This window comes from Agrobacterium sp. GD03872, from assembly GCF_029840625.1.
Lineage (GTDB): Bacteria > Pseudomonadota > Alphaproteobacteria > Rhizobiales > Rhizobiaceae > Agrobacterium > Agrobacterium fabrum_A.
Genome location: NZ_JAOCCY010000012.1, coordinates 15,693 through 30,662, shown reverse-complemented (window position 1 = coordinate 30,662; position 14,970 = coordinate 15,693). Strand labels below are relative to the sequence as shown.

Annotated in this window: 17 protein-coding genes; 4 read left to right on the top strand and 13 right to left on the bottom strand. The window is 60.5% G+C overall.

The features are described from left to right. The first annotated feature begins 60 nt into the window (after positions 1-60). Complete coding sequence (locus N5D22_RS20570) at positions 61-660, top strand: GNAT family protein (RefSeq protein ID WP_279657740.1); 600 nt, start codon at positions 61-63, stop codon at positions 658-660. Further along, positions 657-3,572, top strand: coding sequence for a sensor domain-containing phosphodiesterase (locus N5D22_RS20565; RefSeq protein ID WP_279657741.1), 2,916 nt, complete (start codon positions 657-659; stop codon positions 3,570-3,572). The genes N5D22_RS20570 and N5D22_RS20565 overlap by 4 nt, the downstream gene beginning before the upstream one ends. A gap of 133 nt (positions 3,573-3,705) precedes the next feature. Here N5D22_RS20565 and N5D22_RS20560 read toward each other — a convergent pair whose 3' ends face one another. The 3 genes from N5D22_RS20560 to N5D22_RS20550 all read right to left on the bottom strand — a co-directional run bounded on the left by N5D22_RS20560 (position 3,706) and on the right by N5D22_RS20550 (position 5,877). Then, positions 3,706-4,812, bottom strand: a complete 1,107-nt coding sequence (locus tag N5D22_RS20560) for a putative zinc-binding metallopeptidase (protein WP_279657742.1) — start codon at positions 4,810-4,812, stop codon at positions 3,706-3,708. Between the two features lie 162 nt (positions 4,813-4,974). Beyond that, positions 4,975-5,166: a CsbD family protein gene (locus N5D22_RS20555; protein WP_279657743.1), complete on the bottom strand. Its 192-nt coding sequence runs from the start codon at positions 5,164-5,166 to the stop codon at positions 4,975-4,977. A 105-nt stretch (positions 5,167-5,271) separates the two neighbouring features. Continuing rightward, entirely contained in the window at positions 5,272-5,877 is a 606-nt protein-coding gene (locus N5D22_RS20550) for a YqgE/AlgH family protein (RefSeq protein WP_003521117.1), read from the bottom strand. Between the two features lie 161 nt (positions 5,878-6,038). Between N5D22_RS20550 and N5D22_RS20545 the strand changes: the two genes are divergently transcribed. Both N5D22_RS20545 and N5D22_RS20540 read left to right on the top strand, forming a co-directional pair. Then, a complete protein-coding gene (locus N5D22_RS20545) occupies positions 6,039-6,887 on the top strand; it encodes a protein-disulfide reductase DsbD domain-containing protein (RefSeq protein ID WP_279657744.1) in 849 nt (282 codons plus the stop codon). A 199-nt stretch (positions 6,888-7,086) separates the two neighbouring features. Further along, positions 7,087-7,572: a peroxiredoxin gene (locus tag N5D22_RS20540; RefSeq protein WP_279657745.1), complete on the top strand. Its 486-nt coding sequence runs from the start codon at positions 7,087-7,089 to the stop codon at positions 7,570-7,572. A 147-nt stretch (positions 7,573-7,719) separates the two neighbouring features. On the opposite strand, the gene N5D22_RS20535 is transcribed toward N5D22_RS20540, so the two are convergent. From N5D22_RS20535 to N5D22_RS20490, 10 genes are all read right to left on the bottom strand, one after another. Continuing rightward, positions 7,720-8,028 carry a Dabb family protein gene (locus tag N5D22_RS20535; RefSeq protein ID WP_065115054.1) on the bottom strand — a complete coding sequence of 103 codons (309 nt, stop codon included), beginning with the start codon at positions 8,026-8,028 and terminating at the stop codon, positions 7,720-7,722. 138 nt (positions 8,029-8,166) lie between these two features. Beyond that, positions 8,167-8,607 (bottom strand): ribonuclease HI, encoded by a 441-nt coding sequence (rnhA, locus tag N5D22_RS20530; RefSeq protein ID WP_279657746.1) that lies wholly within the window; start codon positions 8,605-8,607, stop codon positions 8,167-8,169. Then, positions 8,604-9,572, bottom strand: coding sequence for a homoserine kinase (locus tag N5D22_RS20525; protein ID WP_279657747.1), 969 nt, complete (start codon positions 9,570-9,572; stop codon positions 8,604-8,606). The genes rnhA and N5D22_RS20525 overlap by 4 nt, the downstream gene beginning before the upstream one ends. A gap of 91 nt (positions 9,573-9,663) precedes the next feature. Beyond that, positions 9,664-10,710 carry a 4-hydroxy-3-methylbut-2-enyl diphosphate reductase gene (gene ispH / locus N5D22_RS20520; RefSeq protein WP_279657748.1) on the bottom strand — a complete coding sequence of 349 codons (1,047 nt, stop codon included), beginning with the start codon at positions 10,708-10,710 and terminating at the stop codon, positions 9,664-9,666. 63 nt (positions 10,711-10,773) lie between these two features. Next, positions 10,774-11,508: an SURF1 family protein gene (locus N5D22_RS20515; RefSeq protein ID WP_279657771.1), complete on the bottom strand. Its 735-nt coding sequence runs from the start codon at positions 11,506-11,508 to the stop codon at positions 10,774-10,776. A 10-nt stretch (positions 11,509-11,518) separates the two neighbouring features. Further along, positions 11,519-11,905, bottom strand: a complete 387-nt coding sequence (locus N5D22_RS20510; protein ID WP_279657749.1) for a DUF983 domain-containing protein — start codon at positions 11,903-11,905, stop codon at positions 11,519-11,521. A gap of 100 nt (positions 11,906-12,005) precedes the next feature. Further along, positions 12,006-12,881 (bottom strand): cytochrome c oxidase subunit 3, encoded by an 876-nt coding sequence (locus N5D22_RS20505; RefSeq protein WP_279657750.1) that lies wholly within the window; start codon positions 12,879-12,881, stop codon positions 12,006-12,008. Positions 12,882-12,942: 61 nt separating this feature from the next. After that, positions 12,943-13,560: a cytochrome c oxidase assembly protein gene (locus N5D22_RS20500; protein ID WP_279657751.1), complete on the bottom strand. Its 618-nt coding sequence runs from the start codon at positions 13,558-13,560 to the stop codon at positions 12,943-12,945. A gap of 27 nt (positions 13,561-13,587) precedes the next feature. Continuing rightward, positions 13,588-13,719, bottom strand: a complete 132-nt coding sequence (locus N5D22_RS20495; protein WP_003521105.1) for a hypothetical protein — start codon at positions 13,717-13,719, stop codon at positions 13,588-13,590. Continuing rightward, complete coding sequence (locus tag N5D22_RS20490; RefSeq protein ID WP_279657754.1) at positions 13,719-14,672, bottom strand: heme o synthase; 954 nt, start codon at positions 14,670-14,672, stop codon at positions 13,719-13,721. The genes N5D22_RS20495 and N5D22_RS20490 overlap by 1 nt, the downstream gene beginning before the upstream one ends. Between the last annotated feature and the right edge of the window lie 298 nt (positions 14,673-14,970).

Genomic DNA, 14,970 nt, shown 5'->3' with positions numbered 1-14,970 from the left:
CGCTCACCTTTTTCGCGATCCCGCTCGCGGATGGCGATGTCTGCCGCACAGGGATCGTGAATGCTGCGTTTTCTTTCCCGACATAGCGACACGCCCGAACTGCGCAGCGCCAATCACCTTCTCAGACTGCCGCGCTACGGCGATTTCAAGCAATGGCATGTGCTGCGTTCGGAAAGCCGGCAGTTTCTCCAGCCCTGGGAGCCGACCTGGCGTCCGGACGAGCTGACGGAGGGCGCCTTCCGCATGCGTGTGGTGCGCAACGGCCAGGAGTTTTCCTCCGGCACCGCCGTCTCCTTCCTGCTATTTGAAAAAGAGACGCTGCTCGTCGGCGGCATCACCATCGGTTACATCCGCCGGGGTGCGGCGCAGAGCTGCATGATCGGCTACTGGATCGGCGAGCGCTACGCCGCGCAAGGCCATATGTCTGCCGCATTAAAATTGGTAATACCCTACATCTTTAACGGACTTCAGTTGCACCGTATCGAGGCAGCCTGTATTCCGGAAAACTTCAAAAGCATCCGGCTTCTCGAAAATGCCGGGTTCCAGCGGGAAGGCCTCCTGCGGGAATATCTGAAAATCAATGGCCAATGGCGGGATCATATGATGTTTTCCCATCTTGCCGACAAGCAAAGCTCCGGCGGAACGAAGTACGATACATGACCTACACTCACTCTGCGCCGTGCCTTGCGAAACGTCTGGCGGCAATCGCGCTGGCTGCGCCGTTTTTCCTGTTTTTCCTGCTTTTTTCGTCCTATTCCTACGCTTTCGAACCGGTGAAGATTTCCCGTGACGACACGGCGCTCGATCTCACCGCGACCACGGACATCTACGCCAACCAGGGCGAAGCCTTTCAGGTTTCGACCGCGCCCGGCCCTGACGGCATTCGCCGCCGCATCGAGGTGCGCGCCAGCTCCGATGACCATCAGGGCGACTGGGCCGTGTTTGCGCTCGCCAACGTCTCCGAAGAGCAGCTGGAGCGCGTGATCGTCGCGCCGCATTTCCGCCTCGTCAATTCCAAGCTGTTCTGGCCCGATCTCGGCTCGCAGCGCATCATGGCGATCACCCCGAGCGAAGGCTTCGCGCTTGACCGGCAGCCGAGCCCGGATGCCGACGTGTTCCGCATCACCCTCAATCCCGGCTCCGTCATCACCTTCGTCGCCGAGCTTTCGACGCCGCAGCTGCCGCAGCTTTATCTATGGGAGCCGGAGGCCTACAAGGACACGATCAACGCGTTCACGCTCTATCGCGGCATCGTGCTCGGCATTGCCGGCCTGCTGGCCGTGCTTTTGACCATCCTGTTCGTGGTCAAGGGAACCTCCGTCCTGCCGGCCTCGGCCGCGCTCGCCTGGGCGGTGCTGGCCTATATATGCGTGGATTTCGGTTTCCTCGAAAAGCTCATCACGGTCACCTCAAGCGATCAGCGAATATGGAGGGCGGGAGCGGAAGTGGCGCTCGCCTCCAGCTTCGTCGTCTTCCTCTTTACCTATCTCAACCTCAACCGATGGCACGCGCATCTGGGTTATGCGACCTTTGCGTGGGTGGTTGGGCTGGCGCTGCTGTTCGGTGTAGCGATCTATGACCCTTCGGTTGCGTCGGGTATCGCGCGTGTTTCCTTCGCGCTGACGGCGACGGCGGGCATCGCGCTCATCATCTATCTCGGTTTCAACAAATACGACCGCGCCATTCTGCTGGTTCCCTCCTGGGCTCTGATCCTCGTCTGGCTGTTCGGCAGCTGGCTGACAGTGACGGGGCAGCTCGACAACGACATCGTGCAGCCTGCCCTTGGTGGCGGGCTGGTTCTGATTGTCCTCCTGATCGGCTTCACCGTCATCCAGCACGCCTTTGCCGGCAGCGCCTATCAGCAGGGGCTATTCTCCGATCTCGAACGCCAATCTCTCGCACTGACGGGCAGCGGCGACACCGTGTGGGACTGGGATGTGACGCGCGACCGTATCGTCACCACGCCTGACATTTCCAACCGGCTGGGCCTGGAACCCGGCACCATGCATGGCGCTGCGCGCAACTGGCTGCCGCGCCTGCATCCTGACGATCGCGACCGGTTCAAGGCAACGCTCGACGTGCTGCTCGACCATCGCAAGGGCCGCCTCAACCACGAATTCCGCATTCGCGCCGAAGACGGGCACTTCCACTGGCTGCAAATCCGGGCGCGGCCGGTTCTCGGCTCCAACGGCGAAATCATCCGCTGCGTCGGCACCATCACCGACATTACCGAGCAGAAGAATTCGGTCGAGCGGCTGTTGCAGGATGCGATGAACGACAATCTGACCGGACTTCCGAACCGGCAGGTATTCCTCGACCGCCTGCAATCGATCCTCAACCTCTCTCCTGACAGCGAGGGTGTGCGGCCGACGGTGATGGCGATCGATATCGACCGTTACAAGCTGGTCAACGATACGCTGGGTATTGCAGCGGGGGACAATATTCTCATCGCGCTGACCCGTCGTCTGCGCCGTCTGTTGAAACCGCAGGATACGCTGGCGCGTCTCGGCGGCGACGAGTTCGGTCTGATCCTGACCTCCGAGCGCGATCCGCAGCGTGTGGCGGATTTTGCCGATGCGGTGAACAAGGCGATCATGGTGCCGATCAATTTCGCCAATCGCGAAATCATCCTCACCGCCTCCATCGGCCTCGTTTCGTGGATCGACCAGCAGGAAAGTGCGGCCGGACTCTTGAGCGATGCGGAACTCGCCATGTACCGCGCCAAACGCGCCGGCGGCAACCGCGTCGAGCCGTTCCGCCCCGCCTTCCGCACATCGGGCACCGACCGGCTGCAGATGGAAAGCGACCTTCGTCGCGCCATCGAGCGCAAGGAGCTGTCGCTGGCCTATCAGCCGATCGTCAAGCTCGATGATGGCGAACTGGCCGGTTTTGAAGCGCTGATGCGCTGGGAGCACCCCAAGCGCGGCAATATCCCGCCGAGCGAGTTCATTCCGATTGCGGAGGCCTCCGGCCTGATCGAGCCGCTCGGCATGTTCGCGCTGGAACGGGCGGCGACCGATCTGATGGACTGGCAGCACGCCATCGAGAAGATGCCGATCTTCATCTCCGTCAATATTTCCAGCGCGCAATTGCTGAACAACGAATTGTATAACGACGTGCGCGGCATGTTGACCCGCACGCGCTGCAATCCGCAGCAGCTGAAGCTGGAACTGACGGAATCCGTCGTCATGGAAAATCCGGAGCAGGCGCGGCTGGTGCTTTCCAAGCTGAAAGAAACGGGCTTAAGCCTCGCCATGGACGATTTCGGCACCGGCTATTCGTCGCTCGCCTATCTTACCCGCTTCCCCTTCGACACGATCAAGCTCGACAAGGCGCTGGTGGCCAATACCAGCGACAAGCGCAACGTGCTGTTGCGTTCCGTCATCGCCATGGCGCGGGCGCTCGACATGCAGGTGGTGGCGGAAGGTATCGAAACGCCCGAGGATGCGGCGGAACTGGCGCGCATGAACTGCCATTTCGGCCAGAGCTTCCTGTTCGGCACCCCGGTTTCGGGCGATGCGGCGCTGAAGCTTTTGCGGGAACGGTTCCAGCCGACGAAACGGGCTTCTTAAGGGGACGGGGTGCAGTAGCGCAACCTCTCCCGTTAACGCGACGTCATCCTCGGGCTTGACCCGAGGATCCATTGTCGCGGGTGGTTGTGGATCCTCGGGTCAAGCCCGAGGATGACTCGGAGCATGTCGTTTCCTACTGAACCGTCGCAGCCTGCTGCAACGGTGTTGACGCATCCGCCGCCACCCTCCCATGCAGGAGGTCGTGAATGAATTCCATCTTCGCCACCACCGGCGGCGTCAGCACGAAGGGATAGAGGTCCGCCTCCCCCATGCTGCGCTGGATCGAGTTGATCGCGACGCTCAGCGGAACCCAGGCCTTGACCAGTTGCGCGGCGCTGCGGGCATTGTAGGGATCGAAGGTGACCTCCGCCGCCATTTCCTCGTGTCCGTCAGGATCGATGGCCACGCCGAAGGCCCGCGCCGTCTCCAGCGTATCGACGATATGCAGATAATGGGCGAAACATTCGGCGAAATCCTCCCAGGGATGGACCGAGGCATAGGAGCTGATGAAACTCTCCTGCCAGTCGGGGCGCGGTCCCTGTTCGTAATTGCGTTGCAGCGCCGCACCATAATCCTCGCTGTCATCGCCGAAGACGGCGCGGCAGGCCTCCAGACGGTTTTCGTCGCGCACCAGCTTGTTCCAGATGAAATGACCGACCTCGTGGCGGAAATGGCCGAGCATGGTGCGGTACGGCTCGTTCATATTGGCGCGCACCTGCTCGCGCGTCACATCGTCGGCCTCGGCCGCACGGATGGCGATCAGGCCTTCGTCGTGGCCGGTCATGGCGGGAATGACGGAGCCGTCAGGGGCCACTTCATCCACCAGAAAGTCGAAGACGAGGCCGCCGGCCGGATCGGCATCGCGGTTTGGATGCGGCAGGCCAAGCCGCAGCATCGAATAGAACAGATGCCGCTGCGCCTGGCTGATGCGCCGCCATTGTTCGATGCCCTGCTCCGTGGCGATGTCAGGCACCAGGCGATTGTGGCTGCAGGCCGGGCAAAAGGCGGTATCGCTTTCCGCCGGCACCGACCAGTTGCAGATGTCGTTCACCTCATTGGCGCAAAACCGCACCTGCTTTTGCGGGTCCGCGACAATCTGCCAGTTCGGCTCGCCCGCCGGCGCCAGCGCCTCCATGGAAAGCCGTTCCGGCACGAAGGCCAGCCGATGGCCGCAGGAGACACAGAAGCGATTGTCGAAATGAACAGGCTGGCCGCAGGATGCGCAGGAAAAAAGCTTCATGGATGAAACCCTAGCGATGGAACGGGTGAGGCAAACATAAGACGCGAACGTGAAGGCACAACGACCGAGCCGTCATGCGCCTCACACGACAAGAGCGCATGTGCGAGAACACATGCGCTCCAAGCGCCGCATCGTGGGAGAGGCGCAATCTGTCATGTGACATTACATGCGGTCGACAGCGCCCTTGACGGCATCCTTCGCCTTGCCGATGCCGGTCTGAACCTTGCCCTTGGTTTCCTGGGCGGCACCCTTGGCGCGCAATTCATTGTTGCCCGTCGCTTCGCCGACGTTCTTCTTCACCTTGCCGGCAATTTCATTGGCTTTACCGGCGATCTTGTCAGATGTGCTACCCATGTTACTGCTCCCTAGTTGAGCCGTACTGTCTGTCCGGCTTTCCGGGTGGGTAACGTCAGGTGTCAGGATTTGGTTCCAGCCAAAACGGGCGGGCCCATACGTGGTTCAGGCGTGCCCGGCATCCGTGGAGAGCATGCGCGCATCAACGCCCATGAGCGCCAGCGCCCGCTCGTATTTATTGTCCAGTCCTCGGTCGAAGATCAGCTCTTCCGCCGCCGGGCAATTCAGCCAGCCATTATTGGCGATCTCGTTTTCCAGCTGGCCCGGACCCCAGCCGGCATAACCGAGCATCATGGTGGCCCTCTGCGGGCCGCGGCCGTTGGAAATGGCGCGGACGATATCGAGCGTTGCGGTGAGCGAGATGTCATCGCTGACCGGAATGCTGGATTCGCTTAAATAATCATCGGAATGCAGCACGAAACCCCGGCCGGATTCCACCGGGCCGCCGCACTGGATCGGAAATTCGCGGGTGCGGTTGGGCAACATGATGGCGTCGTTGCTGTCCACCAGCTTCAGATGCAGCAGAATATCCGTAAATGTGATCTGCTGCGGCCGGTTGATGATAAAGCCCATGGCCCCGGCGTCCGAATGGGCGCAGATATAGATTACCGAACGGGCAAAATTGCCGTCGTCCAGCCCCGGCATCGCGATGAGGAACTGACCATCGAGAAAGCCACGTTCGCGTTTGTCCATCAGGGTTGAAAAGCTCACCGGCGCCTCCAGCAGACCGGATTCCGCCCTTCGACGGAAAACGGCGTTCGCACTTCGACAAAGGACAGGATGCGGCATCGCGCCCGATCAATCAACCGAAAATGATGAACCGCACGAATTCGTAACTGGTCCGCCGGGCGATGTTGGGTTAGACGGGAAGCATGAGCGCCAGGATATTCTTTCGATTTTCACATCTTCGTTTCGCGGCCGCATTTGCCGCCCTCCTCGGCGGCGCCGCCGTCGCCCGGGCCGACATTACCGACTGGGCCAGAAGCGAGGGCGGCCAGATGCGCGTGGCAAGCCTTGCCATGGATGCCGATGGTGTGCTGCGCGGGGTGCTGCAGATCGAGCCGAAAGACGGCTGGATAACCTATTGGCGCGAGCCCGGTGAAGCCGGCATTCCACCCCAGATCACGCTCGATCCGGCAGGCGGCGTCAGCCTCATCACCATGGCCTATCCGGTTCCGAAGCGGATCGAAAACGGCGACATTACCGATATCGGTTATGACCACGCCGTGAGCATTCCCTTTCAGCTGAAGGCCGCCGACCCGGCCGCAACCGGGAAGATCGATCTCACCGCCTTTATCGGCGTGTGCCAGAATATCTGCATTCCCTTCGAAGCGAAGTTTTCAATCGACCGCGGCAATGCGGGTAACGATGACGGCCAGGAGCGCCGCCTTCTCGAAGAGGCGCGCGAAACGCTGCCCGAGGCGGCATCAGACGATTTCAAGGTCATCGATTTCCACATCACGCCAGACAAGACCATGCTGGGGGTGCAAGTGCAGCTTCCGGAGAATGCGCCGAAGGAAACTGAAATCTTCATCGCCGGTCCTTCCGGCTTTGCCTATTACGAACCGCAGAACCTGGTGCGCGACAAGCGCAAGCTCTCCTTCTACATGAACATCAAGGGCCTGCCGAAAACCTATCAGGTGCAGGGCAACAGCTGGCCTATCCTGGTCAAATCCGGCGACCGGGCCATGGAAACGATGCTGAATTTCCCGAAGCCCTGAGCAGCGTCTCGGTGACGGAAATTAGCTCGAAAACCGCATGACAGATTTCATTTCCGCGCTCCGGATTCTGTCAGGTTCATTCTGCATCTGGCAGAATCCGGGGCCCTTGTTTTCGTTTGTCTCCTCGGGAAAACCGGGTTCCACTTTTCCCTGCCAAACTCTATAGTCGCGCGAACCGAACGGCCACAGGAGCACGGACATGACCATCAAGATCGGCGAAAAACTGCCTTCCGCAACCTTCAAGGAAAAGACGGCCGACGGCCCGGTGGAAACCACCACGGACGCGCTTTTCGGCGGCAAGAAGGTGGTTCTCTTCGCCGTTCCCGGCGCTTTCACCCCCACCTGCTCGCTGAACCACCTGCCGGGCTATCTCGAAAACCGCGACGCCATTCTCGCCAAGGGCGTTGACGATATCGCCGTCGTCGCCGTCAACGACTGGCACGTGATGGGCGCTTGGGCGCAATCGTCCGGCGGCCAGGGCAAAATCCACTTCCTCGCCGACTGGGATGCCGCCTTCACCAAGGCGCTCGGCCTCGACGCCGATCTTTCCGCCGGCGGCCTCGGCGTGCGCTCCAAGCGTTATTCGATGCTGGTGGAAGACGGTGTGGTGAAATCGCTCAACGTCGAAGAAAACCCCGGCCAGGCGACGGTTTCGGCCGCTGCGACGATGATCGAGCAGCTTTGACGTTAAGAAGAAGGCCTCTTGGCCCTGGAAAAGAGGTCATCCTCGGCCCTAGGCCGAGGATCTAATCGCGTCCAATAAAATCGAGACGTTACAGATGCTCGGGACAAGCCCGAGCATCACGGAAGAGAGCGGCGGGAAACCGCTTTCTCAAACATTCATATCGAACACCAGAAGCCCGGCCAGACCGCCATCGGTGAGCGACACGAGACGTTCCCCCACTTCCATATGCTGCGGATGGGCAAGATAGTCGTCGCGGGCCTCGGGGCTTTCCAGCGTCACGATGAAGCCATCGACAAAACCGCCATTCAGCCCTTCGGGCGAGACATTCTGGCCGTATTTCACGTCGACGATGCCGGGTATCACATCCTTCAGGGCGGCGATCGCCTCGAATATCGCGTGTTTTTCAGAAGAGGCTGTGGCGGCCTTGAACCGTAGAAAGACACAATGCAGGATCATCCGAATGTTTCCTCCGCTGAAACGCCGTCGGGCTGTTTGACGACAAGATAAGTCGGGTTTCAGTTTTCACAACCCCCAATTGGGATGATGGGCCGTGGTCGTTGCACATCGGTCAGGCCCGCGGCGGGCAGGCGTCCGTTACCGCTGCTTGAAGGGCTCCATGCCCTTGCGCGCCAGTTCGTCGGCGCGCTCGTTTTCGGGATGGCCCGCATGGCCCTTGACCCAGTGCAGGGTGACCTTGTGGCGTTGCTGCGCCGCTTCCAGCGCCTGCCACAGCTCGACATTCTTGACCGGCTTGTTATCGGCCGTCTTCCAGCCCTTCTTTTTCCAGCCGAAAATCCACTTGGTGATGCCGTCCTTCACATAGACGCTGTCGGTATAAAGATCGACCTCGCAGGGGCTTTTCAGCGCATTGAGCGCCGAAATCGCCGCCATCAGTTCCATGCGGTTATTGGTGGTCTCGGCCTCGCCGCCGAAGAGCTCCTTCTCCACCTCGCCGTAACGCAGCACGGCGCCCCAGCCGCCCGGACCGGGGTTGCCGGAGCAGGCGCCATCGGTGAAAATATCGACATGTTTCATTCGCCCGCCAGCCCATATTCGCCGACATTGGCGATGGAGCGGTGGAACCGCAGCTTGCGCAGATATTCCAGCGGGTCCTTCTTCACCACCAGCGCACCTTCCGGCGTCGTCAGCCAGTCATAGAGGCGGGTGAGGAAGAAACGCAGCGCCGAACCGCGCGCCAGAAGCGGCAGCGCCTCCAGCTCGGCTTCGCTCAGCGGGCGCACCGACTGGTAACCTTCCAAGAGCGCCTTGCCCTTGGTGACGTTATAAGCGCCATCCTTTTCGAAGCACCATGCATTGAGGCAGATCGACACGTCATAAGCGAGCAGGTCGTTGCAGGCGAAATAAAAGTCGATCAGGCCGGAAAGCTCATCGCCGAGGAAGAACACATTGTCCTGGAACAGATCGGCATGGATGACGCCGGCGGGCAGATCCTTCGGCCAATGGGCGGCGAGATAATCGATCTCGGGGCGAATCTCGTCTTTCAGGCCCTTCTCCACCTCGTCGGCGCGGGCTTCGGACTTGTCCCAAAGCACCTTCCAGCCTTCGACCGAGAGCGCATTCGGCCGCTTGATCTCGAAGCCTTCACCGGCCAGATGCATGGCGGCAAGCGCCTTGCCGACTTCGCGGCAATGTTTCGCTTCCGGCTTTCTCAGCCACATGCCTTCGAGGAACGAAATCAGCGCCGCCGGCCGGCCCGACAGTTCACCCAGCAATTCGCCATCCTTGCGCGGCAGGGGCAAGGGGCAGGACAGGCCCCTGGCGGCCAGATGCTGCATGAGACCGAGGAAAAACGGCAGATCGTTTTTCTCCACGCGCTTTTCATAAAGCGTCAGGATCAGCGGGTCCCTGGTGGTATGCAGCAGGAAATTGGAGTTCTCGACGCCTTCGGCAATGCCCTTATAGGAGGTGAGGCTGCCGACGTCATATTGCGTGAGGAAATTCCTCAGATCATCTTCGGTGATGTCCGTATAAACTGCCAATTTCAAATCTCTTGATGAAGGACGGAGTGGAAATCTCGAGGACGGACGACGCGGGTGGAGCGAAACCGCCCACATTCGGCGTCGTCCCGCTTCAAATGCCGGCGGCGGTTTTCGGCGGCAGCGCGTTGCTGGCATTGCCGTTGACGAAGGCCATGTCGTCGGTCGTCAGCTCGATGCTGCGCAGCTCGCGATTGACGAGGAAATGTTCCGTTTCCTCGACCGTCACGGCGAGATCGAGCGTCGTATCGAAACGCGCCTTGAAGGCTTCGATGATCTCATCGACAATAACCTCGGGAGCGGACGCGCCGGCCGAGAGGCCGACGGTGCGTATATCGCCGATTTCGTCCCAGTCGATTTCCGCGGCCCGCTGCACCAGCACGGAGCGCTTGGCGCCGGCCCGCAGCGCCACTTCCACCAGGCGCTTTGAATTAGAGGAATTGGGGGCGCCGACAACAATAAACAGGTCGCAGCCGGGGGCCGCCTGCTTCACGGCATCCTGACGGTTGGTGGTTGCGTAACAGATGCTGTCGGCGGCGGGCGCCTGAATGGCCGGGAAACGTTCCTGCAGCCTTGCAATGACGCCGGCCGTGTCATCGACGGAAAGTGTCGTCTGAGTGACGAAGCCGAGATTTTCGCGGTCCAGCGGTTCGTAACGGTCGGCATCCTCCACCGTCTCGATCAGCGAGACAGTGCCTTCGGGAAGCTGGCCCATGGTGCCGATGACCTCGGGGTGCCCGGCATGGCCGATCAGCACCACATGGCGGCCAAGCCGCTGATGGCGCATGGCCTGCTTATGGACCTTGGAGACCAGCGGGCATGTGGCATCGAGATAAAAAAGGTTACGCGCCTGCGCATCTTCCGGCACGGATTTCGGCACGCCATGGGCGGAGAAAACCACCGGCTGCTCGCGGTGTTCGGCGGGAATTTCATGCAGTTCCTCAACGAAAACCGCGCCCTTGGCTTCCAGCCCTTCCACCACATAACGGTTATGCACGATTTCGTGGCGGACATAGACCGGCGCGCCATAGGCCTTCAGCGCCAGCACGACGATCTGGATCGCCCGGTCCACGCCCGCGCAAAAGCCGCGCGGTCCGCACAGCCTTATCGTCAAAGGGGGTCTGGAAACGGCGATGTTCATTCGTGCTCCTTGGCCGGCGCCTTGGTCCTGCCCGATAAACTGCCCTACCGGACGGCGCGCGCCTTATTCACCCTGCGCCTTACCGTTCCGGAAATAGGCAAAACCGGCGACGATGACAAGGGCCACCGCCAACCCATACCACGTTATCGCATATTGCAGGTGATTGTTGGGCAAATCTATCAGCGTCACACCGCCCTGCGGCCAACCGCCCGGGTTGGGCGCATTGTCAGCATCCACGAAGAAATGGATCAGCCGGTCGGGCGGAATATCGGCGCTGGACGCCATGGCCGCCAGATCCTTCCAGTAGAAGATGTTCTTGGCGATGTCATTATCCGGCAGCAGCGAGGACGGTTTTGCAACCAGCGGCGCGCGCGCCAGCCCTGTTATCGCGACCGCGCCGGAAACCTGGCCGTCAGGTCGTTTGGCCGGTTCCTTCATCTCGAACGGCACGAAGCCGCGATTGACGAAAAGGATGCGGCCATCGGCAAGCGTCAGCGGCGTATAGATGTAATAACCGGTCTGGCCGTGATGGGTGGCGAAGAAATGCCGTTCGCGGGCATGATCGAAAGTGCCGGACAGGCTGACCTTGCGATATTCGATATCGCCGCCGCCCTTCGCCATCGCCTCGATATCGGCAATTGTGGCCGGGCTGGCGCTGCGGCGCTCCTCGATATCGGCAAGCAGCGCCTCTTTCCAGTAGAGCCGTTTCACCTGCCAGGTGCCGAGGCCCAAAAGAATGGCAAGCGCCAGCAGCACCAGCGGCGCAGCGAACCAGACCCGTCTTTCCGCCGCCTTCATGTGGGAAACGTCATTCACGATCAAGCCTGCCTTCGCTTGCATTGTTGCGGTATTGCAGCGCAATCATGATCCCCTTCAGCTTGCGCAGCAGCATGAGGGAAACAATCACCGTAAACGGCAACCACAGCATGACATGCACCCAGACGGGCGGCGCAAAACGCTGATCGACCCACAGCGCCAGCCCAACGACCAGAAAACCGACGATCAACATCACAAAGACGGCCGGGCCGTCCCCCGCATCGGCAAAACCGTAATCCAGCCCGCAGGCGCTGCAGGCGGGTTTTATGGTCAAAAAGCCATAGAACAGCCGGCCATTGCCGCAACGCGGGCAGCAGCCCCTGAGCCCGACCTTGATAGGGTCTACCGGTGCAAAGCTGCCATTTCCCGGTTCAGACATGAAGACCTCCCGCTTTGGGCCGGTTTAACCTCCGCCCGGCCCGCCTCCCTAAACACAAAGGGCGGCACATGCCGCCCTCCGCGTCAGAAAACAAACCGCATCATTCGGCCAGCGGCGCGCCCCAGCCACCCCAGATATAGATGGCGAAGAACAGGAACAGCCAGACGACGTCAACGAAGTGCCAGTACCAGGCCGCGGCCTCGAAGCCGAAATGCTGCTTGGGCGTGAAACCGCCGCCAATGGCGCGGAACAGGCAGACAAGCAGGAAGACCGTGCCGACGAAGACGTGGAAACCGTGGAAACCGGTGGCCATGAAGAAGGTTGCGCCATAGATCGAATTCTTGAAGTCGAACGGCGCGTGCATGTATTCGTAAACCTGCACGGTGGAGAACAGGATGCCGAGCGCGACGGTGAGCAACAGACCGGTGATCAGGCCCTTGCGGTCATTATGCAGCAGCGCGTGGTGCGCCCAGGTGACGCAGGTGCCGGACAGCAGCAGGATCACGGTGTTATAGAGCGGCAGGTGCCAGGGGTCGATGACCTCGATACCCTTCGGCGGCCATTGTCCGCCGGTATATTCGAGGCGCGACGCCTGAATGGCCTCGTGCGGGAAGAGGCTGGCATCGAAATAGGCCCAGAACCACGCCACGAAGAACATCACCTCCGAGGCGATGAACATGATCATGCCGTAACGCAGGTGAAGCGAGACGACCCGGGTGTGGTTGCCCTCATGGGCTTCCTTGATCGTGTCGGACCACCATGCGTACATGGTGTAAAGCACGATGACGAGGCCGATATAGAACAGCCAGGGATTGGCCAGTTCCGCGCCGAACAGCTTGAAGGAGCCGCCCGACAGGTAACGCATGTAACAGACGCCGCCGAAGGTCAGGATGAAGGCGCCGATCGAGGCCAGAAGCGGCCAGGGGCTTGGATCGATGATGTGGTAGTCGTGGTTCTTCTGATGCGTATCTGCCATTGCGACAATCCCCGAATGTCTCTTCCCTGATCCGGCCTCAGATAAAAGGCCAGATCTCCTCTCACAATTTGCTTTCGCCAGATGAAGTCTTTACCGGCAAGGACGCAACCGGTTTTTCGGTTTTGGCCGGATAAAACGTATAGGACAGCGTTAAAGTATGAATGCTCTTGGTTTCGCGCGCCGTGGTGATGTCAGGATCGATGAAGAACACCACCGGCATCTCCAGCGTTTCACCCGGCTGCAGCGTCGTTTCGGTGAAGCAGAAACATTCCACCTTGTTGAAATAGGCGCCCGCTTCCATCGGCGTGACGTTGAAGACCGCCGTGCCCGTGGTCGCCACAGGTGAACGGTTCGTCGCCTTGAAAGTCACCTGCACCGTTTCGCCGATCTTCGGCGTGACCTTTTTGTCGACCGGCTGGAAATCCCAGTTGAGGCCGTTCGACGTGTTGGCGTCGAAGGTGACATTGATGGTCTTGTCGAGGATGACGTCGGAATATTGCTCGACGCGCTGGGTGGTGCCGTTATAGCCGGTGACACGGCAGAACAGCGTATAGAGCGGCACCGCGGCATAGGCCATGCCGATCATACCGCAGAAAAACACGAGACAGAGCACGAGGATGGAGCGATTGCTCACCCGTTGCTTAGCAGTCCCTGCCGCCTGTGTTTCCATATTCGCCATGTCCTCCCCTCTCCTCCAGTCAGACCGTCAGTGCGAGCCGATCTTGATGATGGTGATGATGTAGAACAGCACCACCAGGCCGGCGAGCAAAACGCCGAGAGCGATATTACGCCCGCGTCTCGATTTTTTCTGAGCCGCGCTCAGTTCCACCGTTTCCATTACAGGACTCCCGAAATCACGGCCTTCAGGGCCGGCGCGAAATGATCGGCCAGAAGGCCGGAGAAGATCGCGAAGAGATAAAGCACCGAATAGGCGAACATCTTCTTGGCCGGCAGCATCTTCTCGTCGCCTTCAGGCATGCGCCGGACGTCGATCGAACAGTAGATGAAGATTGCGCTCAGCACGGCGGCGAAAATACCGTAGCCGGCGCTCGCAAGGCCAGTGAAATAAGGCGCGACGGCAGCGGCCGCGGTCAGCACCGCATAAACGATCATCTGGTTCTTGGTGGAACGCTCGCCCGCCACATTCGGCATCATCGGAATACCGACGGCGCCGTAATCACGCATCTTGAAAAGCGCCAGCGCCCAGAAATGCGCCGGTGTCCACAGGAAGATGATGAGGAACAGGATGATGCTATCAAGCGAAACGCCGCCGGTGACGCAGGCCCAGCCGAGCATCGGCGGGAAAGCGCCGGCAGCGCCGCCGATGACGATGTTCTGCGGCGTCGAGCGTTTCAGCCACATCGTATAGATGACAGCGTAGAAGAAGATGGTGAAGGCGAGCAGGCCGGCGGAGAACCAGTTGACCGCAAGGCCGAGAATGACCACCGAAAAGGCCGAAAGCGTCAGGCCGAAGGCCAGCGCCTCGCGCGGCGCAATACGGCCGGACGGGATCGGCCGCCTGGCGGTGCGGCTCATCACGGCGTCGATATCGGCATCGTACCACATGTTGAGCGCGCCGGACGCGCCGGCACCGACGGCGATGCAGAGAATGGCGATGATGCCGAGCACCGGGTTGATTTCACCCGGCGCCAGCACCAGGCCGGCAAAGGCCGTGAAGACGACGAGCGACATGACGCGCGGCTTCAGCAATTCGAAATAATCGCGCGCGCCAGCTTCCGAAAGTTCGGAACCCTTGACGCCCAGCATGTCGCGATTGTCGATAATGCTCATTTCCTGTCCTGTTTCCTTCGAACGCCGCGTGAAGCGACGTCCCCTGCACCGGCCCGAAAACGAATGTGATTTCCGGAATGCGCGATGCGTCAATTCATGGGTCCCGAACGTCCTGGCATGAGCGGCGCCGGGCAAAACCGATGCCATTTTCCGGCTTTTCACCGCACCCTGCCGCCATTCGTCTGCGCTTGCATTTCATAAAGGCCAGATTTGGCATTTATCACGTCCGGCGCATGTATCACGTCGGACGGCAGGCATCGCTTGGACAAAATGTCACGCGGCAGGAGAGACTGCCCGT

Coding starts and splice junctions, on each gene's coding strand:
- N5D22_RS20505 (WP_279657750.1), bottom strand. CDS start 12,881: ATGGCAGATACGCATCAGAAGAACCACGACTACCACATCATCGATCCA.
- N5D22_RS20555 (WP_279657743.1), bottom strand. CDS start 5,166: ATGGGTAGCACATCTGACAAGATCGCCGGTAAAGCCAATGAAATTGCC.
- N5D22_RS20535 (WP_065115054.1), bottom strand. CDS start 8,028: ATGATCCTGCATTGTGTCTTTCTACGGTTCAAGGCCGCCACAGCCTCT.
- N5D22_RS20490 (WP_279657754.1), bottom strand. CDS start 14,672: ATGAGCATTATCGACAATCGCGACATGCTGGGCGTCAAGGGTTCCGAA.
- N5D22_RS20560 (WP_279657742.1), bottom strand. CDS start 4,812: ATGAAGCTTTTTTCCTGCGCATCCTGCGGCCAGCCTGTTCATTTCGAC.
- ispH (WP_279657748.1), bottom strand. CDS start 10,710: ATGAACATCGCCGTTTCCAGACCCCCTTTGACGATAAGGCTGTGCGGA.
- rnhA (WP_279657746.1), bottom strand. CDS start 8,607: ATGAAACATGTCGATATTTTCACCGATGGCGCCTGCTCCGGCAACCCC.
- N5D22_RS20565 (WP_279657741.1), top strand. CDS start 657: ATGACCTACACTCACTCTGCGCCGTGCCTTGCGAAACGTCTGGCGGCA.
- N5D22_RS20500 (WP_279657751.1), bottom strand. CDS start 13,560: ATGGCGAATATGGAAACACAGGCGGCAGGGACTGCTAAGCAACGGGTG.
- N5D22_RS20495 (WP_003521105.1), bottom strand. CDS start 13,719: ATGGAAACGGTGGAACTGAGCGCGGCTCAGAAAAAATCGAGACGCGGG.
- N5D22_RS20570 (WP_279657740.1), top strand. CDS start 61: ATGCTGCGTTTTCTTTCCCGACATAGCGACACGCCCGAACTGCGCAGC.
- N5D22_RS20515 (WP_279657771.1), bottom strand. CDS start 11,508: ATGAAGGCGGCGGAAAGACGGGTCTGGTTCGCTGCGCCGCTGGTGCTG.
- N5D22_RS20545 (WP_279657744.1), top strand. CDS start 6,039: ATGAGCGCCAGGATATTCTTTCGATTTTCACATCTTCGTTTCGCGGCC.
- N5D22_RS20540 (WP_279657745.1), top strand. CDS start 7,087: ATGACCATCAAGATCGGCGAAAAACTGCCTTCCGCAACCTTCAAGGAA.
- N5D22_RS20510 (WP_279657749.1), bottom strand. CDS start 11,905: ATGTCTGAACCGGGAAATGGCAGCTTTGCACCGGTAGACCCTATCAAG.